This window comes from Sinorhizobium numidicum (genome assembly GCF_029892045.1).
GTDB classification, from domain to species: Bacteria; Pseudomonadota; Alphaproteobacteria; order Rhizobiales; family Rhizobiaceae; genus Sinorhizobium; species Sinorhizobium numidicum.
Genome location: NZ_CP120368.1, coordinates 3,410,001 through 3,436,439, shown reverse-complemented (window position 1 = coordinate 3,436,439; position 26,439 = coordinate 3,410,001). Strand labels below are relative to the sequence as shown.

The window sequence follows — 26,439 nt, the reverse complement described above, 5'->3', positions numbered from 1 at the left end:
CGAAACCCGTCGGCAACAAGGGCGGAGTGCCGTCTTCTATGTTACACGGCACTCGGCTAAGAATCGGTTTGGCAGCGGCGAACTTGCCGATTCCCGAACAGGAATTTCTCCATGCTGAAAGCGTTCACCGCCGTCTCCTGCGCTTGCGTGTTGATCGAACTTGCCTCGATAAACCCGGTTGCCGCCGAGAACGTGCCGAAGGAACTCGTCGGCCAGTCCTTCGACGCTCATTTCTGGCATTCCGCGGCTCAGGTGTTAGAACCAGCGGGACGCGCCAATTGCTGACATTGATTTGGGTGGCTGGACGCGGCATCGACAGTTCAAGCAATATCGCGACGACGATGACTTCGTTTATGGACGCACCGAGGACGGCTAGCCTGGAGGCTCTCCGGAAGACCCCCAAGAGCGATCTGCACAACCACGCCTACGCCGGTGGCAATCGCGAATGGGTTACTCGCGTGGATTGATCGATCCGCGCCGGTAGATGATCGCCGACAACTTCCCTTAAGCGGAATTGGCAGGATTTCTTCCGCTCATTGTCGAATCGCGGTCGCCACCTGCGACTAACATCGACTGCACCATGGAGGAACCGGATGCGCTACCTTTGTCTCTTCTACATCGATCAAAACCTTGCTGACGCCGCCAGCAAGGAGGAATGGGCCGAGATCGACCGGGAGTCCCTAGCTTCCAATGAAGATCTCAAGCGATCAGGCCACTATCTCGCCTCCAACGCTCTTGCCGATCCAAAGACCGCAAAGACATTGCGCGTTCGTGCCGGCAAGGCGAGTTGGACCGACGGGCCCTTCGCAGAGACCAAGGAGCATCTGGGTGGCTTCCTGCTCATCGAAGCGAAGGACCTTGCGGAGGCGATGGAGATCGCGGAGCGGGACTCGCTCGCGCGGATGGGGGCGATCGAGGTGCGCGAGACCGCCGGTTTTTAGCTTCGAAATGCCCCGGCTACTACCACCGGCCGTAAACGTCCGCCTCCGAGACGCCAATAGGCGGCCGGAATGGCCGATTCGGGCTCGAACCTGTCGTTCCGCGTGCTTGTGCCGAGGGCAGCAACGGGTCGAATCTACCCGTTCTCGGAGTTCTCGGGTGGGTGATGGGGTGGACGCCCCCTGACGGCATCGATGTGCCAAAGTGGAGGTGTTGAACAGCACTTGGAGGAGGCGTCCGTGACTGAGGTTAGCACAATCGGGTTGGACATTGCGAAGCGGGTTTTTCAGGCGCACGGCGCGAATGCGTCGGGTGCGGCTGTTTTCAGCAAGAAGATCGCGCGCGCAAAGCTGCTTGGCTTCTTCGCCTCACAGCCCCGATGCGTCGTAGCGATAGAGGCTTGCGGCGGAGCGCATTACTGGGCGCGCGAGATCGGCAGGCTCGGCCACACGGTTCGGCTGATCCCGCCAGCCTATGTGAAGCCGTTCGTGAAGCGGCACAAGAACGATGCCGCCGATGCCGAGGCGATATGCGAGGCGGCACAACGCCCGAGTATGCGGTTTGTGGCCGTGAAGGAGGAAGAGCAGCAGGCAAGCGCCATTGTTTTCCGCGCCCGCGATCTGCTGGTTCGTCAGCGCACGCAGCTCATCAATGCCTTGCGCGGCCATCTGATGGAATATGGCTGGATCGTGCCGCAGGGCCCGTCTCACATAGCGGTGCTCATCGAGGGGATCGAGGATCCGGCCTGCCCGCTGCCGGAGAGCGCCCGTACGGCCTTGAAGGTGCTGATCGATAGCCTGCGGGTACTGGACGAGCAGATTGCCAGCCTGGATGGCGAGATCGCGCGACGCTCGCGCGAAGATGCGGTTGCCCGGCGGTTGATGACCATCCCCGGCGTCGGCCCGATCACCGCGACCGCGATCGTGGCCCTGGCTCCGCCGGCGGGAATGTTCCGCAAGGGCCGCGACTTTGCAGCCTGGCTCGGCCTTGCCCCGTTGCAGAAGTCGAGCGGCGGCAAACAGAAGCTCGGTGCCATCTCAAAGATGGGCGAGCGAACGTTGCGACGGCTGCTGATCATCGGCGCGAGCGCCGTCGTGCTGCAGGCCGGCAGACGCGGTGCGCCGACCGGATCATGGCTGGGGCAGATGATGGCGCGCAAGCCGCGCATGCTGGTGACGGTGGCGCTGGCCAACAAGATGGCGAGGATCGTCTGGGCGCTGTTGGCCAGCGGCGGCATTTATCGGGCTCCGGCCGCGGCGGCGTGATGCCGCTGCGGATGTGAGGTCGTCGCAGGCGCAGGAGGATCGAAGGAGGGTATGGCACCCAGTCGGCGAGACGGGACCGGAAGAACCAGGGCTTTCCACCGTGCTCTCAAGCACGCTTTGGGTGATTTGGATCCGGTCCGCGAACTCCCATACAGGCCCGCAGCTTTATCACTGCACCCAGAGGCCGGACAGATGGCAGCATCCGACTACGTGCTTATCCTTTCCAGAAAAACCACTTGCGCTTGAGGGGGCGTCCACAGATGGGAAGCTGTTGCCCACTGCGCGCTTGATAAATGACTGCAGTGCGGACCGAAGCCGACATTCCTGGCTGCTCTCATAAGCGGACATTCGCGCTATGACCTACTGCGACCCGAAGCAGAAGTTCATTGGAATACCCACCAAGACAGCTTCGAGCCTCGCGCAGTCATTCGTTCGACCAGCCACTCAGCCTCTGGAATCCGCCTGCAAATATATTCCCGTCACGAACTCGTGCCGTCAGCGCCGAGCTTTCAATCCAGGCCTGGATTTCGGATGTCAGCGGGCCGAGAAAGATGACTTCCACCAACGTCGCCGCCGCATGCAGCGCGGTCATTTCGGGCCAGCTCATGGCGATGTCGTGGTGCCCGATCCAAGCGTCAGGATCTTTGTAGTCGATGACGCCGCGCGCTGTCCGCTCCGACGCGTTCACGAAAAACCTGTAGGACAGGACTCCTGGATGACCTTCGGCTTCGACCCGCGTTGCCAGCGAGCCTACCGCAATCTCGAAGTCTTCCGGCGTCCTCTTCAGCTCGTATAGATTCAGGATGGTGAGGCGGTTGTCGATCATGATTGAACCTCAGTCCGATACAGCATCTCTTTGCAGAACTAGCCGCCAACCCTACCATCGACAAGCCGTCCCTAGCAGTCCTCGAAGTCAGCATACGACCCTTCTGCGACGGATGGCGAAAGCGAAGAATCGACCCTGAGCTGTTATTCCTCATGCTAGTCCACTAGCTTTGGGAGAGCGGGTCATGCCTTTAATTATTTTGATTGGTGCCTCTGGTTCGGGAAAAACGACAATCGCTCGTGCTATCGAGGACCGCTTTGCCGAAAGTGTCGATGTGTTTTTCTTCGGTCGGATCGGCGTGCCTTCGGCCGAACAGATGGTCGCGGAGTGCGGATCAGGCGAAGGATGGCGGCGCGCTAAGACAATCGAATGGATGGCGAAGCTCGCTCAAGTCGCCGAGGCAGGGCGCAAGTGGTGTTTGAAGGCCAGGCCCGGCTCTCTTTCCTCGCAGACGGGGCAGCCGCAGCCGGTGCGCTCGCCTATGAATTGACAGCCAATCACAATAGCGGGACGCCGTCGGTGGCACATTTGCGCAAACCTTCATTCAGCAGGCCTTTACCGATCCCTTTGCCGTGGTGCCTCGGTTGAACGTACAGAGTGCTAATTTCTGTTGTTGAGCAGCCCCGAATAGGTCCCGGACTTGGTCTGACCCGGGAGCGGGGGCAATTCGGGCGCATCCAGCCCTTTGAAGGGATCGCGCCAGGCATCGATCTCTTCGAGCTGACGGTACCAGCGGTCGACAGAAGGATAATCGCCAAGTGGCAATCTGGCGACGTCGTTGAAGGGGAGAAAGGCCGCCATTCGGAAGTCGGCATAGGAAACCGAATTTCCGACCAGCCATCGTCGCTCGGAAAACTCGGCCTCAAGTATTGCCGCGGCCGTGCAGAAGTGGCTTAGCCCCTCTTCAACCCGTTTCTGATCAATCGGGCCAAGCCCGTACCTCTGTTTGGTCCCGCGTTCGAAATGCACGATGTCGCAAGCTCTTGCGAAGTTCTCTTTTCCCCAACTGAGCCAGCGGATCATTTCGGGTTCGTCGTCGCCCATGCGCCAGAAATCCGAATGCGTGTCGCGTGAAAGCCGGCAAGCTATGGCGTCAGCCTCCCAGAGACTTTTTCCCGAGTCTACAAGTATGGGCAACGAAAGATTTGGATTTAGCCGGCGATATCGCTCGGCCTGCCCGGAGCGAAGGGTGAGGCGAATTCAAACCCGACCTTCGCGTCAACATAGCGTGCCACCGCGACCGCGAGGCGAGGATTGGGATTGCGGCTAAAGTACAGTTTCATCCCATGTCAGTCCTTCAACGATACCGGTTCGAGTTTACCATACACAAGAATGCGACCTGAGCGATTATCAGATGTCCGCTACGGGCTTAAAATCGAGACCTTCCAGCGGAGGCATCTAAGGGCAGCAACGGGTCGATTGTTAGTGTTTTCCAGCGCTAAGAAGAGGGGGAAGTCACTCACCATGAATCTTGATTTCGCCCTTTCGTGCGGGCCTTACAGATCGTCGACTGATGCTTGCGCGGCGGAGGTCAGCCGATGAGAGAGATAGTCGCGCATCTGACGAAGCGCATCCTCACGCGTCAGTCCCTCCGATTGCAGACCGAGTCGCAGCCACAGCCCATCGATCAGCGCGGTAATGCCAAGAACCACGGCCTCGCATTCGTCCTCCGGCAGGAGGTGGATCAGCGCCGACATGAGGTTTGATCGCATCCGCGCATGAATTACTTTTTGGATGCGCGCTAGCTGCGGGTCGCGCGGCACCTCGGCGCAGAGCGATAGCCAGGCATGGCAAATGGAAGGCTGGAAGAAGCGTTCTTCGAAGTTGCCTTCGATGATTGCTTCCAGTCGTTCTAACGAGGTTGTGGCGCGGTTCAAGCGCGCCACCACGGCATCCCTCAAGGCGGCGTTCGCCTCGCGCATCGCATGCTCGAACAGCTCCTGCTTGTTGGCGAAGTAATGCAGGACGATGCCCTTCGATGCGCCTGCTTGAGAAGCAACCTTCTCCAGCGTTGCCCCCGCCATGCCCTCACGCTGCAGGACCTCGAACGCCGCCCGTCTGAGTTCACGCTTTCGGATATCGCTGATCTTGGTCAGCCTCATTCGTACGCCCTCACTTTCGTCCACATTTGACAAAATTTCCGAAAAGATCAATAATTGACCCACGGGACAATAAAATGACCAAATGGACAAGGCGAATGTGATGAAGCGTTTACTGAAGGCCGGGACTGCGGCGCTTGCCCTCATTGCCGTTGCCGCGCCTGTGTTTGCGGCAGAGCCGGAAAGCTGCAAAACCGTGCGGATGGCCGAGCCGGGGTGGAATGATCTCGCCTTTACGACGGGGGTCGGTCTGACCTTGCTGAAGGCGCTTGGTTATGAGGCTGAGAGTCAGCTTCTCGGGATCGACGTCATCTACACCAGCCTGAAGAGCGAGGACCTTGACGTGTTTCTCGGCTATTGGGACCCGGCCATGGTCGCCTACTACAAGCCGTACAAAGAGGATGGCTCGGTCGAGACGGTTCGGACCAACCTTGAGGGTGCCAAATACACCTTCGCCGTTCCCACCTACGTCTGGGAAGCTGGCGTCAGGGACTTTTCCGACCTGCAGAGGTTCGCCGATAAATTCGAACGGAAGCTCTACGGCATCGAGCCCGGCTCGAACCAACTGATGCTCGACGCGATCAAGGACCCGGCCCTCGGCCTTGAGGAATGGGAAGTGGTGGAGTCGAGCGAGCAGGGCATGCTCTCGGAAGTGGTCCGCCGGACACGCAAAAAGTCGTTCATCGTTTTCCAGGGTTGGGCCCCGCACCCGATGAACACCGTCTTCGACATGAAGTATCTGACCGGCGGTGACAAGTTCTATGGCCCGAATTTCGGTGCGGCAACGGTCTCCACCCAAGTGCGCAAGGGCTATCTGCAGGAGTGCCCCAATGTCGCAAAGCTTTTGAATAACCTCGTTTTCGATGTCGGCTACGAGAACCGCGGCATGTCCTACATCATGAACGATGGAATGGAACCGGAAGAAGCCGCTTTGAAATCCCTAAAAGACGAGCCAAAGCGGCTGGAAACCTGGTTGGCCGGGGTGTCGACTTTCGACGGCAAAGCGGGCCTTGCCGCGGTGAAGGCCGCGATTGGCCTGTGATGTGCAGCGTCGGGGACGATTGGCATCGCCGCAAGCGGCGCGTCGAACTGCCAGGGGGAAGGCACATTGCTTTCGTCGACAGCGGCGGAAGCGGGCCGGCGCTTCTGCTGCTGCACGGTTATTCTGACACCGGCCGCAGCTTTGCGTCGCTTGAGCCCTTTCTTTCCGGCTACCGTCTAATCATTCCCGATCTCCCTGGGCACGGTGCGTCCGCCCTTGGCGAGGGGATGCACGTCAGCGATTTTGCTGTGAGCATCGACCGGTTTCTGGCGTTTCTGGGTGTTTCGCAATTTGCCCTCATTGGGCATTCCATGGGCGCAATGACAGCGATTGAGCTTGCCGCTCGTCGTTGCGATGATGTGAGCGCCCTCGTGCTTCTGTCTGCAAGCCTGAGGCCAGACTTTGGCGGCGGCAGTCCACTGTCGCGCGAAATCCGCGCACTTCGCGACCCGATAGATCCCTCAGGGCAATTTCTCCGTGACTGGTATTCCTGCAGCCGACCTGTCGCCGCCGAATTTCTGTCGAAGATGAGGATGGATGCAGCGGGGATGCCGGCGGCCGTCTGGCATGGTATCTTGCAAGGCTTTGCCGAAACCGATTTACGGTATAGCGCCAGGCAGGTCGCCGCGCCTGTGCTCTGCATTGGTGGTTCCGCTGACCCGCTCTTTGCCGGCCCGCATCGCGAGGCGCTTGCCCAGGCCTTCCGGTCAGTGCGATCCGTCACACTCGACGGGTATGGACATAATCCGCATTGGGAAGATCCGCAGAGGGTTTCAGCCCTTATGATCTCGTTCTTTGCGGAAGCAGGGATGGTCTAGCCATGGCCACCAGAGCTCCAGCGCCGACGGCAGTGGATGAACTGCTGGTGCTATCGTCGGGCGTCTGCAATCCGGCTCATGCGAGCCATTCGTCGTGCCGGGCACCAATGACTGCAACGGGTCGATTTTTCGCGTTCACCCACCGCCGCAGAAGGGTGATGGGGTGGACGCCCCCTGACGGCATCGATGTGCCAAAGTGGAGGTGTTGAACAGCACTTGGAGGAGGCGTCCGTGACTGAGGTTAGCACAATCGGGTTGGACATTGCGAAGCGGGTTTTTCAGGCGCACGGCGCGAATGCGTCGGGTGCGGCTGTTTTCAGCAAGAAGATCGCGCGCGCAAAGCTGCTTGGCTTCTTCGCCTCACAGCCCCGATGCGTCGTAGCGATAGAGGCTTGCGGCGGAGCGCATTACTGGGCGCGCGAGATCGGCAGGCTCGGCCACACGGTTCGGCTGATCCCGCCAGCCTATGTGAAGCCGTTCGTGAAGCGGCACAAGAACGATGCCGCCGATGCCGAGGCGATATGCGAGGCGGCACAACGCCCGAGTATGCGGTTTGTGGCCGTGAAGGAGGAAGAGCAGCAGGCAAGCGCAATTGTTTTCCGCGCCCGCGATCTGCTGGTTCGTCAGCGCACGCAGCTCATCAATGCCTTGCGCGGCCATCTGATGGAATATGGCTGGATCGTGCCGCAGGGCCCGTCTCACATAGCGGTGCTCATCGAGGGGATCGAGGATCCGGCCTGCCCGCTGCCGGAGAGCGCCCGTACGGCCTTGAAGGTGCTGATCGATAGCCTGCGGGTACTGGACGAGCAGATTGCCAGCCTGGATGGCGAGATCGCGCGACGCTCGCGCGAAGATGCGGTTGCCCGGCGGTTGATGACCATCCCCGGCGTCGGCCCGATCACCGCGACCGCGATCGTGGCCCTGGCTCCGCCGGCGGGAATGTTCCGCAAGGGCCGCGACTTTGCAGCCTGGCTCGGCCTTGCCCCGTTGCAGAAGTCGAGCGGCGGCAAACAGAAGCTCGGTGCCATCTCAAAGATGGGCGAGCGAACGTTGCGACGGCTGCTGATCATCGGCGCGAGCGCCGTCGTGCTGCAGGCCGGCAGACGCGGTGCGCCGACCGGATCATGGCTGGGGCAGATGATGGCGCGCAAGCCGCGCATGCTGGTGACGGTGGCGCTGGCCAACAAGATGGCGAGGATCGTCTGGGCGCTGTTGGCCAGCGGCGGCATTTATCGGGCTCCGGCCGCGGCGGCGTGATGCCGCTGCGGATGTGAGGTCGTCGCAGGCGCAGGAGGATCGAAGGAGGGTATGGCACCCAGTCGGCGAGACGGGACCGGAAGAACCAGGGCTTTCCACCGTGCTCTCAAGCACGCTTTGGGTGATTTGGATCCGGTCCGCGAACTCCCATACAGGCCCGCAGCTTTATCACTGCACCCAGAGGCCGGACAGATGGCAGCATCCGACTACGTGCTTATCCTTTCCAGAAAAACCACTTGCGCTTGAGGGGGCGTCCACAGATGGAAAGCGGTCGCTTCCTTTTTGGATAAGAGCGCCAGCTATAGGTTGGCCTTATCAAGCCGTTTGATGAGTTCTTTGATAGCCGCAGGGTTTTCCTCCGCGGCGTTCGTGTTGCTCTTCCCGATCTCAATCATCTCGACCGGGCTCTTCCGGGCGTGTGTCATCAACAGCATGAACAACCCGGCGAAAAGGATTGCTGTCGCTAGGCCGTGTGGACGAATTAGGGGAAGGAGGAATGAGGATTCTTCGGAGGGGTCGGTTGTGGTTCATGGGTTCCGACTGAGTCGGAGATCGCAAGCCATGTAGACACGAATGAGCGAGGAGGATTGGACGCACACGCTGGAGGTATCCGGACTTGCCTGCCGCGACGCGCGCGGGGGTGGCTCCTCGCCGGCGTGGCGTGAGGAAGTTCACCTCAGATTGCTTCTCGGAAACAGCACGCGATCGGGTTTTGCATTCATTCGCGCCAACATTTCCTTGATCAAGCGTGTTTTGGTGCGCCCCGCTTCCTTCGGCGGCACGAGGTAACGCACGATGGCCTCGAGCCAGGTGTTTTCACTGACGCGAAAATGAACCACGGGATGCTCCTTCACTTCGAGTTCGTCCACAGGCGTTTTCGATAGGATGTGCTTATAGACCTTCACCTTCTGGCTCATGATGTCGCCGATCTGCTCTTCCACGACCTCTCTCATGGTTAGCGCTACGAATTCCAGATCGCTTTCATACGCGAGCTGGAACTTGATTTCGTTCCAGACATAGGGAAACAGCGGCCAGGAATAGTTGAAGACCGGCGTGTTAAACACGGTGGAGTTCGGAAACTTGATGATGCGTCCGCTCGGATGATCGGTCCAAAGATGTTCGCCGCCGAATTCCCATAACGTCGTGTCGAGATAGCTGACATCAACGACATCGCCATGGGCATCGCCGATGCGAATGCGGTCACCAACGCGATAAGGCGCCCTGGCCAGAATATAAATCCACGCGATGAAACTGGAGATCGGCATTTGCAGCGCAAAGCCGAGAATCAATGAAATCAGACCGAGCGAAACAACCGCGGCGTACCAGTTTACAAATAAAACTGAAATGGCCACGAAGACGATGGCGACGACGACGAGCAATCGAAAAATACGTTTCAAGTTGAAACGCGAAACACGATTGGGAATTCGGCCAATGAGATAGACTTCGATAACATTCGCCACTGTCAGAATAACGAAAATGAGAAGGCCGCCCTTGACGTAGTTCAGCACGCGAACGCGCAAAGGCGCGTCAAGCCATTCTAAGCGCCAATTGATCAGGACTTGGATGCCAAAAAGCAGCAAGGCAGCGGCAGCGAAGCCAACCGTCCACCAGACCTCTCCCTTGCGAAGGCTGAAGCGAAATTTTTCCTCGGGCTTTTTCGCCTTCTGCTGCATAGTTTTTGGATCAGCAGTCTGTTGCGCGGCCCGTTCAAGCCGGGAAAGGTTCTCCTGTTCCTTGTCGCCTCGTTCCATGGGTTCACCCCGATGTGGCCATACACCCCCAGCCAGGGTCTTCTCGTTCCTCGACGGCGGCATTCCGGTGATGCCTCGCCATGTGGCAAGGTTTGAATGGACAGTCCGGGCAAGCCCGTCGTCATTTCGCAGGCCAATGCTTGATCTAAATTCGTCCGCACCGCCTACGACAGCGAGTAATCCATTATACCATCATCAAACAACAAATATGGGCACTTGCCTCTAGGCATTCCATCCATGATTAGCAGTTGCTGAGGCGATGGCTACCTTCCGCAATGGGTCGAAGGCGGAACTAGGCATTGTCGAGCGCGCTGTTTCGCTCGTTGCACGACGTTTGAGTTCCTCCGGTGACGAAAGCTGCCGCGTCCGAGTCGCTGAAAGGATTGGCCGGCATCAAAGGTCGCCAAACAATTGCGGATTAAACTTAAAAGTTCTGGCAGTCAGCACTTGAAAACCAAAGGTCTTTGTAGATTGCAACGGCCGTCTCGTCTGGCGAGCGATCCCGCGTCAGCCAAACCGAGCGTATAGACCAGGCATCGGCCGAATTTGGTAACTTGCTGCATTCGGCACTATCCGATGCACCGACGCAGGGAATGAACCAAGCTGGCATCAATGGCCGCGCTTCGTAGCCTGCCGCTGTCCGCGTGATCAGGACTGCAAGACCGGTCCTCTTGTTTGCCTGCCAAGGAAAGATTATCCGGCCCCCTGGGCGCAGTGCTTCAAGCCAGTGCGCTGGAAGCGCGATGACGCCGGCACTCACATAGACGAGATTGGCGCTCTGCATGGGCAAAGCCGTCGCGTCATCATTGGTGACCGCAACTCCCTCAAACGGCTCGAGGTTTTCCCGCGCGCGGTCGGCTAAGCGCCGGTCAATCTCAAAAGCTTGAACATCTCCGTTCGGCAGCACCAGCATCGCTAGCAGCGCGGTATAGTAGCCCGTTCCCGCCCCCACATGGATTACCATCTCACCGGGCTTCGGGGCAGCAGCGCCAATCCACGCCGCATGCAGCAAGGGTTCGCCGTTGTTGATGCCCTTCGTGACATCCAGTGCGACAAGGACATTCTGATAAACGTAGCAGGGATCGGCACTGGGCGTCTCTACGTAACGTCGATTGACCTTGATCTGCCACGGCCCGGGACCCAAGAACGCCTCGCGCGGGACAAGTTCAAAAATCCGCTCAAGCCGTTCATCTGCTGAGTTGCTGGCAACCGCCATCATCCTCGCGTGGAATGCGCGTATCTCATCCAAGCTGGCACGGCGATATGTAGTCATTACCTCCCTCCGTCCGTCCGCAAGATATTTTCGGCCGCCCGCCCACTCCCGTTGGTGACATAGGCTATAGCAGACAGCCCTCAGATGAGAAGCTAAGATCCTCTGTCATCAGGGGTTGCATTGCGCCCGCTCCGTTCGCATTCTGTCCGGATCGGCGCCGCTGACGCACCGATTTATTCAAATCTCGAGTTCTCGCGGCAGATAGGATCCGTGCCTAGTCGCAATGATTCCCTTCGCGCCGCCCCTTTCTCTCGCTTAGCCGGAGCCGCCATGTCGTTTTCGGATCTCATCTATCGTCCCTTCGAGACGCTCATTCGTCCGCTCGATATTCCTTACACGCCGCTGCCGTCACGCGGGCCTTTTGCGCTGCTCGTGCATTTCGCCTCGATGTTCCGCGGCGTGCTCGCGGCCGTCGCCATCCTCATGATCGCCGTCGAAGGCATCAATCTCGCGACGATCTGGGGCATTTCCTTCGTCGTGAACGGGGTGACTGCCAAGGGCGCAGCCGCTTTCCTCGAAGAGGATTGGCCGACGCTAGCCGTCCTCGGCGTGCTGATTTTCCCCGTGCTGCCGCTGCTGATCTTCCTCGGCAACACGCTGAACTCGCAGACCGTGGCCGTATGTATGCCGGCCGCGATGCAATGGCAGGGCCACAAGGCGGTGGAACGGCAGGACCTCGCCTTCTTCCACGATCTCTTCGCTGGCCAGGTGGCTACGCGCATTTCCCAGGTCGCGTCTGCCGTGCAGCAGCAGATCGTCGTGGCCTTCTACCAAGTACCGCTCTTCCTGGTACAGTTTGTCGGCTCGCTCGTTCTACTCAGCGCGCTCTCCTGGTCGCTGGCGCTCCCGGTTTTCGTCTGGATTGCCGCCAACGTCGCGCTTGCGGTGGCGGCGGTGCCACATTTTTCCGAGCGTTCGCGCAGGACCGCCCGCGCTCGCAGCCTCGTCGTCGGCGCCATGACCGACCTCTATGGCAACATCCAGATGGTGAAGCTGTTCGCGGCGGAAGACAGCGAGGCGGGCGCGATGCGCAAGATCATGGAGAACGCCGTCGAGAGTCAGCAGCGCGAAAGGCGCATCCACTTGACGACCGACACGAGCGTCGTCCTGCTCAATATCGTCCTCATACTCGCCAATTCCGTCATAGGCTTCTGGGGACTTGTGGGCGGTTTCGTCACCATCGGCCCGTTCGTCGCCTCGATCGCTATCGTGCTGCGGCTCAACGCTAACTCCCGTGCCTTCCTGCAGATGGGGCAGCAGATTTTCCAGGCGGTGGGAACGATCCGCGACGCCATGCCCGTCGTGACCACGCCGCCGACGATCATCGACACGCCGAACGCCAGGTCGCTCACGGTGACGGCCGGCGAGGTCGAGTTCAGGAACGTGCAGTTTGAATACCGGCAGGGACAGGGGGTGATAGAAGGCCTGTCGCTCACCGTGCGCGCCGGCGAGAAGGTGGGGCTTGTGGGTCTCTCCGGCGCCGGCAAGTCGACCCTGGTCAGCCTGCTCCTGCGCTTCTTCGACCTGAAGGGCGGCGCGATTCTGATCGATGGCCAAGACATCCGCTCCGTCGCGCAGGCAAGCCTCAGGGAGAATATCGGCGTCGTTACCCAGGACATCTCGCTGCTGCATCGCTCGGTTGGCGACAATATCCGCTACGGCCGGCCCGGTGCGTCCCGCGAGGAGATCGAACGCTCCGCGATGCTGGCCGAGGCCGATGGCTTCATCGCCAACCTCAAGGACAGCGAAGGCCGCACCGGCTACGACGCCTTCGTCGGCGACCGCGGCGTAAAACTGTCCGGTGGCCAGCGCCAGCGCGTCGCCATCGCTCGCGTCCTACTTAAGGACGCGCCAATCCTTGTGCTCGACGAGGCAACGTCAGCATTGGACAGCGAGGCCGAGGCCGCAGTGCAGGACAAGCTCGCCTTGCTAATGGAGGGAAAGACGGTGATCGCTATCGCGCATCGCCTGTCCACCATTGCCAGCATGGACCGCATCGTCGTGCTCGACAAAGGCCGCATCGTCGAGGAGGGAATGCCGTCGGTACTGCTCGAACGAGGCGGGCTCTACGCGCGGCTATGGAAGCGGCAGACGGGTGGCTACATTGCCGATACGGTCGAGGCGACGTGAACCGACTCTGAAGTCGCCTCAGTTCCGTGTTGCCAACAGTGGGTGTCCGCTGCGAAGCGCAAAACGGCTGCTCCGCCCGTGCGCGCCCTCGAGCTTCCTCCTTCGACCCAATCGGGACGTTCTCCTGCAGTTCACCGGCGACTGCTTTGGGGTCGAGAGAAGACGCCCCTGCCATACGCACTACCGGTCGATTTCGCTCCCCCTGGTTCCGAATGACCGACGACGGGAGTTAGGTCAGCAATGCTGCCCTAAAAGGCAGCATTAGTGATCAGAAAGGCAAAATAGCGTGGCAATCGACAAGCGCGGAAAAAATGGTGATCCCGGCGCGATTCGAACGCGCGACCCCCAGATTAGGAATCTGGTGCTCTATCCTGCTGAGCTACGGGACCACTCGGAATAGACCCATACAAAAGCGAGGCCCCTTCGCCAAGTGTTTTTGCGCAATTCTCGGCGATTTGCGAGTTGCGTTGCACTGCCTGTTCACGGCCTCGCTACCGATTTTGATAACGCCGTGCGCTCGTAGGGCTAGCATCGCGGGTGCCGTGAATGCTAAGCAAAGGCCGGCGGCGGCCGAGGAGATGACCGTCCCTTCTGAAGCGACCTTCATCCTGAGACCTGATCCGGATATGTTCATCGGAATTGATTGGGGCGGCACGAAAATGGAAGTCATCGCGCTCGGTCGCGATGGCGAAACGCGTGCCCGGCATCGCGTTCCAACCCCGACCAGCGGCTATGACGATTGCATCCGCGCCGTGGTCGATCTTGTGATTGCTGCCGAAGCGACGGCCGGCGAGCGCGGATCGATTGGGATCGGCATTCCCGGCAGCCCCAATCCGCGCACCGGCATCGTGCGCAATTCCAACGCCGTGCTCATCAACGGCAAGCCGCTCGGCCGCGATCTCGAGGCGGCCCTCGGTCGCCAAGTGCGCCTCGCCAATGACGCCAATTGCCTTGCCGTCTCCGAGGCGGTCGACGGAGCCGGCAAGGACGCGCGGGTGGTGTTCGGCGTGATTGTCGGAACCGGGCACGGCGGGGGGCTGGCGATCGACAAGAAGGTGCATGCCGGCTATCAGGGTGTGGCCGCCGAAATCGGCCACTATCCCTTGCCCTGGATGACCAAAGAGGAATATCCCGGCCATAAATGCTGGTGCGGCAAGCTCGGCTGCCTCGATATGTACGCCTGCGGCACCGGGCTTGAACTTGACTATCGCACGACGACCGGCGTCGACCGTCGGGGCCGGGATATCATCGAGGCGAAACGTGCCGGCGATCCGGTGGCGGCGGGCATCTATGAACGGTTCGTCGATCGTCTCGCCCGCAGCCTTGCGCTCCTGACCAATGTCGTCGATCCCGATGTCTTCGTGCTTGGCGGCGGCATGTCCAATGTAGACGAGATCTACGAGGAATTGCCGGAATTAATTACGAAATATCTCTTTGGCGACAGTTTCGAGACGCCGATTCGCAAGGCGGTGCACGGCGACAGTTCCGGCGTGCGCGGCGCCGCATGGCTTTGGAAGAGCTAGCCGGGAATTTTCCGCCCGCATCTTGCGTCTCATGCATCCCAATCGATCACGACAAGCGGAGGCACCATGAATATCGACAATGATCTGCGCCGTATAGCGCTGCAGGAACGGCAACTGCAGTTCGAGCGCTTCGACCTCGAAATGGCCTGGAAACTCGGTTCGACGCTCCGCCGCATGGCAGCCGAGCGCAAGCTCGGCGTCGTCATCGACGTCACGCTTTTCTCCATGCAGGTTTTCTACGCGGCACTGGAAGGCGCGACGCCGGACAACCCGAACTGGGTACGGCGCAAGCGGAACACGGTTTTCCGGCTGTTCAAGAGCAGCTATGGCACGGGCCTCAGCCTCCTCAAACAGCAGACGAACCTGCAAGCGAAGCTCGGCCTGCCGGACGCCGATTACGCGGCCCATGGCGGCAGTTTCCCGATCGTCGTCAGGGGAACGGGTTGCATCGGTGCCGTCACGGTCTCCGGGCTGCCGCAACGCGACGATCATAATCTCGTGGTCGAGGCGCTGGCGGAACTCCTTGGTGCGGATCACGCTGCGCTGAAGCTCGAGAGTTGATGAGGAACGGCCAAGGCATGGATATTTTCTCGCAGGCGGGCGAACTCGCAGACTGGCTCGCCGATGCCGCGTTGCCGCTCTGGCGCCAAAAGGGTGTCGATGAAACGGGGGGCGGCTTCGTAGAGACGATCGACATGCAAGGACAGCCGACCCGGGCCAATCGCCGCTCGCGCGTGCAGCCTCGGCAGGTCTATTGCTTCGCCGAGGCAGGACGGCGCGGCTGGCGCGGGGACTGGCGCACCGTCAGCGAAGGCGGGCTTGCCTATTTCGATCGTGTCTACCGGCAGCCAAACGGCTTTTACGGCGCGCTTGCGGATGCCGACGGCCGGCTGCTCGATCCGGCATTCGACCTTTACAATCAGGCCTTCGCCCTACTTGCCTTTGCCTATCTGGCGGAGGTCTTTCCCGAGCGAAAGGCGGAGATGATCGCGCGCAGCGACGATCTCAGGCGAAAGCTCGAAAGCTATTGCAAGCACCCGGTCGCCGGTTTCGAGGAGGACAACCCGCCACGCCTGCCGCTCGGTTCCAATCCGCATATGCATCTCTTTGAGGCATGTCTTGCGAGCGAAGCCATAGAGGGCTTCGACCGGATTGCCTGGGCCAATCTCGCCGACGAAATCGCACATCTCGCGATGGAGCGCTTTATCGATCCCAAGACGGGAGCGCTGCGCGAGTTCTTCGACCACGACTGGATGCCCTTTTCCGGCGAGAAGGGCCGTATCCTCGAGCCGGGCCACCAGTTCGAATGGGCCTGGCTTCTTCTCCGCTGGGCGGAACGGCGCGGCAACGCCGAAGCGATCATCAAAGCCCGGCGGCTCTTCGAGATCGGCGAGACGCACGGGATCTGCCGGAAGCGGGACGTCGCGATGATGACGCTCTTCGACGATTTTTCGGTCGCCGATGCGGTTGCGCGGGTCTGGCCGCAAACCGAATGGCTGAAGGCGGCGATCCGTTTCGCGGCGTTGTCCGAGGGCGCCGAGCGGCAACGCTATGTCGCCTCCGCCGCGCGTGCTGCGGCCGCGCTCGAGCGCTTTCTCGAGACGCCAATCCGCGGTCTCTGGCGCGACAAGCAGCAGGCCGATGGTGCATTTATCGAAGAACCGGCGCCGGCAAGCAGCTTCTATCACATCGTCTGCGCGATCTACGAACTCGAGGATTGCCTGAAACGGATGCGTGCGTAGGTAATTGATTTTGCCCTCAGCCCAACCCTCTCCCGCAGGCGGGGAGAGGGGGTTCTTAAGCTCGGAGCCTTCTGCGAGTCTCCTTTGCCTCGCCTGCGGGGAGAAGGTGGCCGGCGGGCCGGATGAGGGGTGCGCGAAGGCTCTCATCTGCCGGGCCGAGGCGAGCGAATGCGTTCAAAATGGCCTGCCGTGACCACGGCGGGCCATTTTTATTTGCCGAAAGCCATATTGTGATCGCCGCGTATGTTGACATAAAGATATCTTTATGTGACAAAATCGATAATTATTTGTCGTTTTCAGAACGGGAGATTTCCCATGTCCGCCGTCGACCTCCTTTTTGGAGAGGTTTCGCCCAGGCCCGATGGCTCGGAAATCTCCCAGGCGCTGCGACAGGCGGCGCGCGAAAGAATTCTGATCATGGACGGTGCCATGGGCACCGAGATCCAGCAGCTCGGCTTCATCGAAGATCATTTCCGTGGCGAGCGTTTCGGCGGCTGTGCCTGTCACCAGCAGGGCAACAACGACCTCCTGACGTTGACGCAGCCGAAGGCCATCGAGGAGATCCACTACAGCTACGCCATCGCCGGCGCCGATATCCTCGAAACCAACACCTTTTCCTCGACCCGGATCGCCCAGGCCGACTACGGCATGGAGGATGTGGTCTACGAGCTTAACCGCGACGGCGCGCGGCTGGCGCGGCGGGCGGCGAAGCGGGCGGAGGCTGCGGATGGCAGGCGGCGTTTCGTTGCGGGCGCGCTCGGCCCTACCAACCGTACTGCCTCCATCTCGCCGGACGTCAACAATCCCGGCTATCGCGCCGTCAGCTTCGACGATCTGAGGTTGGCTTACGCCGAACAGGTCCGGGGCCTGATCGACGGCGGTGCCGAGATCATCCTGATCGAAACGATCTTCGACACGCTGAACGCCAAGGCGGCGATCTTTGCGACGCAGGAAGTCTTTACGGAGAAGGGGATCCGCCTGCCCGTGATGATTTCCGGCACGATCACCGATCTCTCCGGCCGGACGCTATCCGGTCAAACGCCGACCGCCTTCTGGTATTCGGTGCGTCATGCGGAGCCTTTCACCATCGGGCTCAATTGCGCGCTCGGGGCGAATGCGATGCGTGCCCATATCGACGAGCTTTCGACGGTCGCCGACACGTTCGTCTGCGCCTATCCGAACGCCGGCCTGCCGAACGAATTCGGCCGTTACGACGAGAGCCCGGAAGCGATGGCGGCGCAGGTGGAAGGCTTCGCGCGCGATGGGCTCGTCAACATCGTCGGCGGCTGCTGCGGCTCGACGCCTGCGCATATCCGCGCGATCGCCGAAGCGGTCGCCAAGCATCCGCCGCGCCAGATCCCGGAAATCGAACGGCATATGCGGCTTTCCGGGCTAGAGCCCTTCACACTCACGGAGGACATTCCCTTCGTCAATGTCGGCGAACGCACCAACGTCACCGGCTCGGCGAAATTCCGCAAGCTGATCACCGCGGGCGACTATGCCGCTGCACTCGATGTCGCGCGCGACCAGGTGGCGAACGGCGCCCAGATCATCGACATCAATATGGACGAGGGCCTGATCGATTCGACACGGGCCATGGTCGAATTCCTGAATCTCGTTGCTTCCGAGCCTGACATCGCCCGCGTGCCGGTGATGATCGACTCATCCAAATGGGAAGTCATCGAAGCGGGCCTCAAATGCGTGCAGGGCAAGGCGCTCGTGAACTCGATCTCGCTCAAGGAGGGAGAAGAGGCGTTTCTGCATCATGCGCGTCTCGTACGCGCCTATGGCGCCGCCGTCGTTGTAATGGCATTCGATGAGAAGGGCCAGGCCGATACCAAGACGCGCAAGGTCGAGATCTGCAGCCGGGCCTACAGGCTGCTCACGGAAAAGGCAGGCTTCCCGCCGGAAGACATCATCTTCGATCCGAATATCTTCGCCGTCGCAACGGGGATCGAAGAGCACAACAATTATGGTGTCGACTTCATCGAGGCGACGCGCGCGATTATCGCGGAGCTGCCGCATGTGCATATCTCGGGCGGCGTTTCCAACCTCTCGTTCTCCTTCCGCGGCAACGAGCCGGTGCGCGAGGCGATGCACGTCGTGTTCCTCTATCACGCCATTCAGGCGGGCATGGACATGGGCATCGTCAATGCCGGCCAGCTCGCCATCTACGACACGATCGATCCGGAGCTGCGCGAGGCCTGCGAGGACGTGGTACTCAATCGCCGTGCGGATGCGACCGAGCGCCTGCTGGAGATTGCCGAGCGCTATCGCGGGCAGGCCGGCGCGCAAGGAAAAGAAAAGGACCTCGCCTGGCGCGAGTGGCCGGTCGAAAAGCGTCTGGAACATGCGCTCGTCAACGGCATCACCGAATTCATCGAAGCGGATACGGACGAGGCGCGGCTTGCCGCCAAACGTCCGCTGCATGTCATCGAAGGGCCGCTGATGGCGGGAATGAACGTCGTCGGCGATCTCTTCGGTTCCGGCAAGATGTTCCTGCCGCAGGTCGTGAAGTCGGCGCGGGTGATGAAGCAGGCCGTAGCCGTGCTGCTGCCGCACATGGAGGCGGAAAAGCGCGCCAACGGCGGCGATGGACAGCGCGAAAGCGCCGGCAAGATTCTGATGGCGACTGTGAAGGGCGACGTCCACGACATCGGCAAGAATATTGTCGGGGTCGTGCTAGCCTGCAACAATTACGAGATCATCGATCTTGGTGTCATGGTGCCCTCGGCAAAGATCCTCGAAGTGGCCAAGGAACAGAAAGTCGACATCATTGGACTTTCCGGACTCATCACCCCGTCACTCGACGAAATGGTTCACGTCGCTTCCGAGCTCGAGCGGGAAGGCTTCGACATTCCGCTCCTGATCGGCGGTGCGACGACCAGCCGTGTGCACACTGCGGTAAAGATCAATCCGCGCTACAGCCTCGGCCAGACGGTCTATGTCACCGATGCCAGCCGGGCCGTCGGGGTCGTGTCGAGCCTGCTTTCGCCGGAGGTGCGCGACGCTTACAACGAAACCATCCGCGCCGAGTATCACAAAGTCGCCGATGCGCACGCGCGCAATGAAGCGGAGAAGCGACGTCTGCCGCTTTCGCAGGCGCGTGCGAACGCGCATAAAATCGACTGGGATGCCCATCAGCCGAAAACGCCTTCCTTCCTCGGCACGCGCGTTTTCGAAAGCTGGGACCTCGCCGAGCTCGCGCGCTATATCGATTGGACGCCGTTCTTCCAAACCTGGGAGCTTAAGGGCGTCTATCCGAGGATTCTCGACGACGAGAAGCAGGGACCGGCCGCTCGCCAGCTCTTCGACGATGCGCAGGCGATGCTCGAGAAGATCGTCGCGGAGAAATGGTTCGCACCGAAGGCGGTCGTCGGCTTCTGGCCAGCCGGTGCGGTCGGCGACGACATCCGGTTGTTCACCGACGAGGGACGCGATCGGGAGCTTGCCACCTTCTTCACGCTTCGTCAGCAACTGACGAAACGGGACGGCCGACCGAATGTTGCACTTGCCGACTTCGTCGCTCCCGCCGACAGCGGCAAGCAGGATTACCTTGGCGGTTTCGTGGTCACCGCGGGGATCGAGGAAGTGGCGATCGCTGAGCGCTTCGAGCGCGCCAATGACGACTATTCCTCGATCATGGTAAAGGCTCTCGCCGATCGCTTCGCCGAAGCCTTCGCCGAGCGCATGCATGAATATGTCCGCAAGGAGCTCTGGGCCTATGCTCCCGACGAAACCTTCACCCCGCGGGAACTGATCGCCGAGCCCTATGCCGGGATACGCCCCGCGCCCGGCTATCCAGCTCAGCCGGACCATACGGAAAAGGAAACTCTGTTCCGGCTGCTCGATGCAGAGACGGCGATCGGTGTCCAACTGACTGAAAACTACGCCATGTGGCCGGGATCGTCCGTCTCGGGTCTCTATATCAGCCATCCCGACGCCTATTATTTTGGCGTCGCCAAGATCGAACGCGACCAGGTGGAGGACTACGCCGAGCGCAAGCGCATGGGCGTTCGCGAGATCGAGCGCTGGCTTTCGCCGATCCTCAACTACGTACCGATACCGGAAGCCGAGGCGGCGGAGTAACCCCGACCACCTCGGTCTCGACGCCCGCTCGGCCTGCGTTCTACCTGTTCGACGCCAGAATCAGCTCTGCCGCCTTCTCGGCAATCATGATCGTCGGCGAATTGGTGTTGCCGGAGGTGATGGTCGGCATGATCGAGGCATCGGCGATGCGCAAACCTTCAAGGCCGCGCAGGCGCAGTTCCGGGTCGACGACGCTGTCCGCGTCGGCGCCCATCCGGCAGCTGCCGACAGGGTGGAAGATCGTCGTGCCGATATCGCCGGCCGCGCGCTGCAGTTCTTCATCCGTCTCGTAGCCAGGCCCGGGTTTGAATTCGACCGGATTGAACCGCGCGAAGGAAGGCTGCGAGACGATGCGGCGGGTGAGGCGTATTGCGTTGACCGCCACGCCGCGATCGGCCTCGGCGGTCAGGTAGCGAGGGCGAATGTCGGGCGCGGCGGCAAAATCCGGTCCCTTGAGGTGCACCAAGCCGCGGCTTTCGGGCCTCAGATTGCAGACGCTGGCGGTGATTGCCGGGAAGGGGTGCACTGGTTCGCCGAACTTTTCCAATGAGACCGGCTGGACGTGGTACTGCAGGTCAGGTGTTTCCTTTTCCGGGCCCGAGCGGGTGAAGATCCCGAGCTGGCTCGGCGCCATCGCCATCGGGCCGGAGCGGCGGGCGAGATATTCGAGACCGATCGCGGCCTTGCCGAAGAGCGAGGTGGCCTTCTCATTCAGCGTCGGAACGCCCGTGACCTTGTAGACGAGGCGGAGCTGCAGGTGGTCCTGCAGATTTTCGCCGACGCCGGGCAATTCGTGGCGGACCTCGATGCCGTTCTGCCGCAGGATTTCAGGGTCGCCGATGCCGGAGAGTTCGAGAATATGCGGTGAGCCGATAGTGCCGGCCGACAGCACCGTCTCGCGCCGCGCTCGTGCCCGCTTGGCGACGCCGTCGTGCTGGAACTCGACGCCGGCGACGCGCCCCTCTTCAATCATCAGTCTGCGCACATGCGCCTTCGTCAGGATGACGAGGTTGCGCCGGTGCCTGGCGGGCTTCAGGAACGCCTTGGCCGTATTCCAGCGAATGCCGGAACGTTGATTGACATCGAAATAGCCGGAGCCTTCATTGATACCGCGGTTGAAATCGTCCGTTTCAGGAATGCCCGCCTCGCTCGCCGCCTTCTGAAAGGCGTCGAGCACGGCCCAGCGGACGCGGGCTTTTTCGACCCGCCATTCGCCGCCCGCGCCATGCATGTCATCGGCGCCGCGGTAGTGGTCTTCCGATTTCTTAAAAAGCGGCAGCACATCCTCCCAGCTCCAGCCGGTACAGCCAAGCTGGCGCCAGTGGTCGTAGTCGCGAGCCTGGCCGCGCATATAGATCATGCCGTTGATCGAGGAGCAGCCGCCGAGCACCTTGCCGCGAGGATAGCCGAGTGAACGGCCGTTGAGGCCTTGCTCAGGCGCGGTGGTGAAGCACCAGTCGGTACGCGGATTGTTGATGCAATAGAGGTAGCCAACCGGGATATGGATCCAGTGATAGTTGTCGCTGCCGCCGGCCTCGAGCAGCAGAACGCGGCGATCCGGATCTTCCGATATGCGGTTGGCGAGCACGCAGCCGGCGCTGCCCGCTCCGACGACAATGTAGTCGAACGTGTCCATAGGCTCTTCTCTAATGTCAGGTCCGGCGTGGTTGGGCCCCGGACCGCCCGATCACGAAACCGTCGTGATCGATTCCAAGAAATTGGAGCGGGATACGGATAGAAAACCGCTTCACGCTTTTTCCTCATCCCGCTCCAGTGTTCAGTGCTTGTGGCGATGCTCGAAGCCGAGCTTGCGGCCGAGGCGCGAGTTATAAAACTCGCCGACGATGCCGCGACGGAACAAAAGCACGCAGGCCATGAAGACGACCCCCGTGATAATCGTCACCGGGAATTCCGATGTCGCCAGATAGTTCTGTAGCGTCACGACGAGGCCGGCGCCGAAGAGCGGACCGATCAGCGTCCCGATGCCGCCGAGCAGCGTCATCAGGATAACCTCGCCCGACATCTGCCAGCCGACATCGGTGAGTGTTGCGAGCTGGAAGACGAGCGCCTTCATGCCTCCCGCGAGACCGGTGAGCGCGGCCGACATGACGAAGGCTGCGAGCTTGTAGTTCCTCACCGAATAACCGAGCGAAATGGCGCGCGTTTCGTTTTCGCGGATCGATTTCAGGATCATGCCGAAAGGCGAATTGATTATCCGCCAGATGATGGCGATGCCGATGACGAACACGGCGAGCACGAAATAATACATGTTCGTCCAGTGCGAGAGATCGATGAAGCCGAACAGATGGCCGCGCGGTACCGACTGGATGCCGTCCTCGCCATGCGTGAACTCGGCCTGCAGGCAGAAAAAATAGAACATCTGCGACAGCGCCAGCGTGATCATCGCGAAATAGATGCCTTGGCGACGGATGGCGAAAAAGCCGATCACAGCGCCCAGGAGCGCGGCACCGGCGACACCCACGAGGATGCCGAGTTCGGGCGGCAGACCCCATTCCTTGACAGCATGCGCGGTGAAATAGGCCGCGCCGCCGAAGAAGGCGGCATGGCCGAAGGAAAGCAGCCCCGTATAGCCGAGCAGCAAGTTGAAGGCGCAGGCAAAGAGCGCGAAGCACAAGAGCTTCATCAGGAAGACGGGGTAGAAGAACAGTGGCGCGAGCAGGAGAAGCGCAAGGCCGACGCCGAGAAACACTGTCTGAACGATGACAGGCGAGCGTCCCTTCTGTTTCTGCATTTCGAGTGTAAGCGTCATATCAGGCATCCCGGCCGAAGAGGCCTGCCGGCCGTATTAAGAGAACGATGGCCATGATCACGAAGATCACGATGTTGGAGGCTTCCGGATAGAAGACCTTGGTCAAGCCTTCCGCGACGCCGAGCAAATAGCCGGTGATGATCGCACCCATGATCGAGCCCATGCCGCCGACGACGACTACGGCGAAGACGACGATGATGATGTTCGATCCCATCAGCGGCGAGACCTGATAGATTGGCGCCGCCAGCACACCGGCAAGCGCCGCAAGTCCCGCGCCGAGACCGTAGGTCAATGTCAGCAGGAAAGGCACATTGATGCCGAAGGACTGCACGAGCACCGGATTTTCCGTCGCGGCGCGCAGATAGGAGCCGAGCTTGGTCTTCTCGATAACGAGCCAGGTGCCGAGGCAAACCACCAGCGAAAAGGCGATGACCCAGCCGCGATAGATGGGAAGGAACATGAAGCCGAGATTGGCGCCGCCGGTTAGCAGCGCCGGGGTCGCATAGGGTTGGCCGGAAGCGCCGTAGAGATAGCGGAAGGTGCCTTCAACGGTCAGCGCCAGGCCGAAGGTGAAGAGCAGGCCGTAGAGCGGATCGAGCGTATAGAGCCGGCGCAGCATGGTGCGTTCGATGGCGGCGCCGAGCAGGGCCACGGCAAGCGGCGCGATGACGAGCGCCGGCCAGTAGCCGATGCCGAAATGCGACAGCAGCAGCCAGGCGAGGAACGCGCCGAGCATGTATTGCGCGCCGTGGGCAAAATTGATGACGCGCAACAGACCGAAGATGATCGCTAGGCCGAGACTCAGGAGCGCGTAGAAGGAGCCATTGATGAGACCGATAAGCAACTGCCCGAGAAAGGCCTGGAGCGGAATTCCGAAAATCATCGTCATGGCTTACACCCCGAGCACGTCGTGCAGCATGTCCATGCGCTCGGAAAGTTCCGAGACCGGGAATTCCCCGGCCATGCGGCCATGGTCCATGAGATAGAAACGATCGGCGACCTTGCTCGCGAAGCGGAAGTTCTGCTCCACGAGAAGAACCGTCATGCCGCGTTCCTTCAGCTTTTTCAGCACCTCGCCGATGCGCTGAACGATGACCGGGGCTAGCCCCTCGGTCGGCTCATCGAGCAGCATCATCCGAACTCCGGTGCGCAGGATGCGTGCGATCGCCAGCATCTGCTGTTCGCCGCCGGAAAGCTTGGTTCCCTGGCTGTTGCGGCGCTCGTGGAGGTTGGGAAAGAGCTCGAAAATCTCGTCGATCGTCATGCCACCCGTGGCGACCGCCGGCGGCAGCAGGAGGTTTTCGTAAACCGAAAGGGTCGAGAAGATGCCGCGCTCCTCGGGAACGAAGCCGAGGCCGCGATGGGCGACCCGATGGAGCGGCACGCGGATCAGGTCCTCGCCGGCGAAATTGATCTCACCCTTGCGCTCGCGCACGATTCCCATGATCGAGCGCAGTGTGGTCGTCTTGCCGACGCCGTTGCGGCCGAGAAGGGTGACCATCTCGCCCTCGCCGACGGTCATGTCGACACCGTGCAGAATGTGGCTCTCGCCATACCAGGCGTTGAGGCCCGAGACCTTGAGCAGCGGTTTCATCTCAGGCCTCCTCCGTACCCATGTAGGCGATGCGCACGCGCGGATCCTCTGCCACCGTCGCATAGTCGCCCTCGGCCAGGATCTCACCGCGCTGCAGGACCGTAACATGGTGGCAGAGGGTGGCGACGACGGAGAGATTGTGCTCGACCATCAGCACTGCCCGCTCGCGCGCCACCTCGCGGATGATCTCGGAGACCATGCCGACGTCCTCGTGGCCCATGCCGGCCATCGGCTCGTCGAGCAGCAGCACCTTCGGATCGAGCGCCAGTGTCGTGGCGATCTCGAGCACCCGCTTGCGGCCGTAGGAGAGATCGGCGGCGATGGCGTTGCGCTCCTTCTCGAGTCCTACGGAACGGATCAGCTGGTCGGCCTCGGCGTTCAAGGCTTCGAGTGCGGAAAGCGGTTTCCAGAACTGCGTGGCAAGGCGGTTTGGCCGCTGCAGGGCGACGCGGACATTGTCGAGCACCGTCAAATGCGGAAACACCGCCGAGATCTGGAAGGAGCGCGCGAGACCCATGCGGGCGACCTTTTCGGGCGCGGTGCGGGTAATGTCTTCTCCAAGCAGCGTGATGGTGCCGTGGGTCGGCTGCAGGAATTTGGTGAGCAGATTGAAGACGGTGGTCTTGCCGGCCCCGTTCGGCCCGATCAGCGCGTGCACGCGGGCATGATGCACATCGAGATCGACGTCCTTGACTGCGGTGAAGCCGCCGAAGTCACGGCGAAGCCCGCGGGCGGACAAAACCACCCGCGGCGCTTCATTCTGCGAAGAGATCGCTGCGGTCATCGCTTGTCGCCGGTCAGGATTTCACGAGGTCGCAGCCGCTCTTGGCCGGGTCGATGAAGGCTTCCTTGCCCGGAATGGTCGCGAGGACCTTGAAATAGTCCCAGGGTTCCTTGCTCTCTTCCGGCTTCTTGACCTCGAGCAGATACATGTCATGGATCATCCGCCCATTTGGCGCGACCGTGCCGTTTTGCGCGAAGATGTCGTTGACCGGCAAAGCGCGCAGCTCCTTGGCGACCGCGTCGGCATCGTCGCTGCCGGCCTTTTCGATCGCTTTCAGATATTGCAGGACGGCTGAATAGGTGCCGGCATGCGTCATGTTCGGCATCCTGCCTGTGCGCTCCATGAAGCGCTTGCCGAATTTCGCGGTTTCTTCGTTGCGATTCCAGTAGAAGCCTTCCGTGAGCGTCAGCCCTTGTGCCGCATCCAGACCGAGGCCGTGCACCTCGGCAATAGTGAAGAGCAGTGCTGCGAGCCGCTGTCCGCCCTGGACGATCCCGAATTCGGCCGCCTGTTTGATCGCGTTCGAGGTGTCGAGCC

Annotated in this window: 22 protein-coding genes, 1 tRNA gene and 2 pseudogenes (1 of these 25 cut by a window edge); 12 read left to right on the top strand and 13 right to left on the bottom strand. The window is 60.9% G+C overall.

All coding sequences use genetic code 11. The features are described from left to right. Nucleotides 1–111: 111 nt before the first annotated feature. The 3 genes and pseudogenes from PYH37_RS32530 to PYH37_RS27690 form a co-directional block, all read left to right on the top strand. Nucleotides 112–213 (top strand): annotated as a pseudogene (locus PYH37_RS32530) (META domain-containing protein); the annotation flags it as partial. A 380-nt stretch (nucleotides 214–593) separates the two neighbouring features. Then, complete coding sequence (locus PYH37_RS27695) at nucleotides 594–941, top strand: YciI family protein (protein WP_280734672.1); 348 nt, start codon at nucleotides 594–596, stop codon at nucleotides 939–941. A gap of 237 nt (nucleotides 942–1,178) precedes the next feature. Next, nucleotides 1,179–2,204, top strand: coding sequence for an IS110 family RNA-guided transposase (locus tag PYH37_RS27690; protein ID WP_280734667.1), 1,026 nt, complete (start codon nucleotides 1,179–1,181; stop codon nucleotides 2,202–2,204). Nucleotides 2,205–2,628: 424 nt separating this feature from the next. On the opposite strand, the gene PYH37_RS27685 is transcribed toward PYH37_RS27690, so the two are convergent. Beyond that, a complete protein-coding gene (locus PYH37_RS27685; RefSeq protein WP_280734671.1) occupies nucleotides 2,629–3,030 on the bottom strand; it encodes a hypothetical protein in 402 nt (133 codons plus the stop codon). Between the two features lie 184 nt (nucleotides 3,031–3,214). Here PYH37_RS27685 and PYH37_RS27680 point away from each other — a divergent pair, with 184 nt between their 5' ends. Next, nucleotides 3,215–3,520: a hypothetical protein gene (locus PYH37_RS27680; RefSeq protein ID WP_280734670.1), complete on the top strand. Its 306-nt coding sequence runs from the start codon at nucleotides 3,215–3,217 to the stop codon at nucleotides 3,518–3,520. 7 nt (nucleotides 3,521–3,527) lie between these two features. On the opposite strand, the gene PYH37_RS32525 is transcribed toward PYH37_RS27680, so the two are convergent. The 3 genes and pseudogenes from PYH37_RS32525 to betI all read right to left on the bottom strand — a co-directional run bounded on the left by PYH37_RS32525 (nucleotide 3,528) and on the right by betI (nucleotide 5,132). After that, nucleotides 3,528–3,707, bottom strand: coding sequence for a GNAT family N-acetyltransferase (locus PYH37_RS32525; protein WP_425336129.1), 180 nt, complete (start codon nucleotides 3,705–3,707; stop codon nucleotides 3,528–3,530). Beyond that, nucleotides 3,631–4,313: pseudogene (locus PYH37_RS27675) on the bottom strand (glutathione S-transferase family protein). Before PYH37_RS27675 ends, PYH37_RS32525 begins: the two are co-directional and overlap by 77 nt. 213 nt (nucleotides 4,314–4,526) lie before the next feature. Beyond that, nucleotides 4,527–5,132, bottom strand: a complete 606-nt coding sequence (gene betI, locus PYH37_RS27670) for a choline-binding transcriptional repressor BetI (protein ID WP_280735989.1) — start codon at nucleotides 5,130–5,132, stop codon at nucleotides 4,527–4,529. Between the two features lie 100 nt (nucleotides 5,133–5,232). Here betI and choX point away from each other — a divergent pair, with 100 nt between their 5' ends. The 3 genes from choX (at nucleotide 5,233) to PYH37_RS27655 (ending at nucleotide 8,246) form a co-directional block, all read left to right on the top strand. After that, the gene (gene choX / locus PYH37_RS27665) at nucleotides 5,233–6,171 is read left to right on the top strand and encodes a choline ABC transporter substrate-binding protein (protein WP_280734669.1); all 939 of its coding nucleotides are present in this window, start codon (nucleotides 5,233–5,235) and stop codon (nucleotides 6,169–6,171) included. Further along, complete coding sequence (locus tag PYH37_RS27660; protein WP_280734668.1) at nucleotides 6,171–6,989, top strand: alpha/beta fold hydrolase; 819 nt, start codon at nucleotides 6,171–6,173, stop codon at nucleotides 6,987–6,989. The genes choX and PYH37_RS27660 overlap by 1 nt, the downstream gene beginning before the upstream one ends. A 231-nt stretch (nucleotides 6,990–7,220) precedes the next feature. Beyond that, nucleotides 7,221–8,246, top strand: a complete 1,026-nt coding sequence (locus tag PYH37_RS27655; RefSeq protein WP_280734667.1) for an IS110 family RNA-guided transposase — start codon at nucleotides 7,221–7,223, stop codon at nucleotides 8,244–8,246. A gap of 671 nt (nucleotides 8,247–8,917) precedes the next feature. On the opposite strand, the gene PYH37_RS27650 is transcribed toward PYH37_RS27655, so the two are convergent. Together PYH37_RS27650 and PYH37_RS27645 are read right to left on the bottom strand one after the other, a co-directional pair. Then, nucleotides 8,918–9,997 carry a mechanosensitive ion channel family protein gene (locus tag PYH37_RS27650; protein ID WP_280734666.1) on the bottom strand — a complete coding sequence of 360 codons (1,080 nt, stop codon included), beginning with the start codon at nucleotides 9,995–9,997 and terminating at the stop codon, nucleotides 8,918–8,920. Nucleotides 9,998–10,421: 424 nt separating this feature from the next. Next, nucleotides 10,422–11,216, bottom strand: a complete 795-nt coding sequence (locus tag PYH37_RS27645; protein WP_280734664.1) for a protein-L-isoaspartate O-methyltransferase family protein — start codon at nucleotides 11,214–11,216, stop codon at nucleotides 10,422–10,424. A 324-nt stretch (nucleotides 11,217–11,540) separates the two neighbouring features. Here PYH37_RS27645 and PYH37_RS27640 point away from each other — a divergent pair, with 324 nt between their 5' ends. Then, nucleotides 11,541–13,400 carry an ABC transporter ATP-binding protein gene (locus tag PYH37_RS27640; RefSeq protein WP_280734663.1) on the top strand — a complete coding sequence of 620 codons (1,860 nt, stop codon included), beginning with the start codon at nucleotides 11,541–11,543 and terminating at the stop codon, nucleotides 13,398–13,400. A 312-nt stretch (nucleotides 13,401–13,712) separates the two neighbouring features. Here PYH37_RS27640 and PYH37_RS27635 read toward each other — a convergent pair. After that, nucleotides 13,713–13,789: transfer RNA gene (locus PYH37_RS27635), tRNA-Arg, on the bottom strand. A gap of 237 nt (nucleotides 13,790–14,026) precedes the next feature. Between PYH37_RS27635 and PYH37_RS27630 the strand changes: the two genes are divergently transcribed. The 4 genes from PYH37_RS27630 (at nucleotide 14,027) to metH (ending at nucleotide 20,754) form a co-directional block, all read left to right on the top strand. Continuing rightward, complete coding sequence (locus tag PYH37_RS27630) at nucleotides 14,027–14,923, top strand: ROK family protein (RefSeq protein ID WP_280735988.1); 897 nt, start codon at nucleotides 14,027–14,029, stop codon at nucleotides 14,921–14,923. 66 nt (nucleotides 14,924–14,989) lie between these two features. Continuing rightward, nucleotides 14,990–15,484: a heme-degrading domain-containing protein gene (locus PYH37_RS27625; RefSeq protein WP_280734662.1), complete on the top strand. Its 495-nt coding sequence runs from the start codon at nucleotides 14,990–14,992 to the stop codon at nucleotides 15,482–15,484. A 17-nt stretch (nucleotides 15,485–15,501) separates the two neighbouring features. Next, complete coding sequence (gene pmi / locus PYH37_RS27620) at nucleotides 15,502–16,665, top strand: mannose-6-phosphate isomerase Pmi (protein WP_280734660.1); 1,164 nt, start codon at nucleotides 15,502–15,504, stop codon at nucleotides 16,663–16,665. 315 nt (nucleotides 16,666–16,980) lie between these two features. Beyond that, a complete protein-coding gene (metH, locus tag PYH37_RS27615) occupies nucleotides 16,981–20,754 on the top strand; it encodes a methionine synthase (RefSeq protein WP_280734659.1) in 3,774 nt (1,257 codons plus the stop codon). 40 nt (nucleotides 20,755–20,794) lie between these two features. Here the strand turns inward: metH and PYH37_RS27610 are convergent, their stop codons facing one another. From PYH37_RS27610 to PYH37_RS27585, 6 genes are all read right to left on the bottom strand, one after another. After that, nucleotides 20,795–22,390 (bottom strand): GMC family oxidoreductase, encoded by a 1,596-nt coding sequence (locus PYH37_RS27610; protein ID WP_280734657.1) that lies wholly within the window; start codon nucleotides 22,388–22,390, stop codon nucleotides 20,795–20,797. A gap of 141 nt (nucleotides 22,391–22,531) precedes the next feature. Continuing rightward, the gene (locus PYH37_RS27605) at nucleotides 22,532–23,524 is read right to left on the bottom strand and encodes a branched-chain amino acid ABC transporter permease (protein WP_425336128.1); all 993 of its coding nucleotides are present in this window, start codon (nucleotides 23,522–23,524) and stop codon (nucleotides 22,532–22,534) included. A 1-nt stretch (nucleotide 23,525) separates the two neighbouring features. Next, nucleotides 23,526–24,413 (bottom strand): branched-chain amino acid ABC transporter permease, encoded by an 888-nt coding sequence (locus PYH37_RS27600; protein ID WP_280734654.1) that lies wholly within the window; start codon nucleotides 24,411–24,413, stop codon nucleotides 23,526–23,528. A 3-nt stretch (nucleotides 24,414–24,416) separates the two neighbouring features. Next, nucleotides 24,417–25,118 (bottom strand): ABC transporter ATP-binding protein, encoded by a 702-nt coding sequence (locus tag PYH37_RS27595; RefSeq protein ID WP_280734653.1) that lies wholly within the window; start codon nucleotides 25,116–25,118, stop codon nucleotides 24,417–24,419. Between the two features lies 1 nt (nucleotide 25,119). Beyond that, the gene (locus tag PYH37_RS27590; protein ID WP_280734652.1) at nucleotides 25,120–25,902 is read right to left on the bottom strand and encodes an ABC transporter ATP-binding protein; all 783 of its coding nucleotides are present in this window, start codon (nucleotides 25,900–25,902) and stop codon (nucleotides 25,120–25,122) included. A gap of 13 nt (nucleotides 25,903–25,915) precedes the next feature. After that, nucleotides 25,916–26,439 carry the 3' portion of an ABC transporter substrate-binding protein gene (locus PYH37_RS27585; RefSeq protein WP_280735987.1) on the bottom strand. The gene runs 682 nt beyond the window's last position, so the window shows 524 of its 1,206 coding nt (coding positions 683–1,206); its start codon lies beyond the right edge, outside the window; its stop codon occupies nucleotides 25,916–25,918.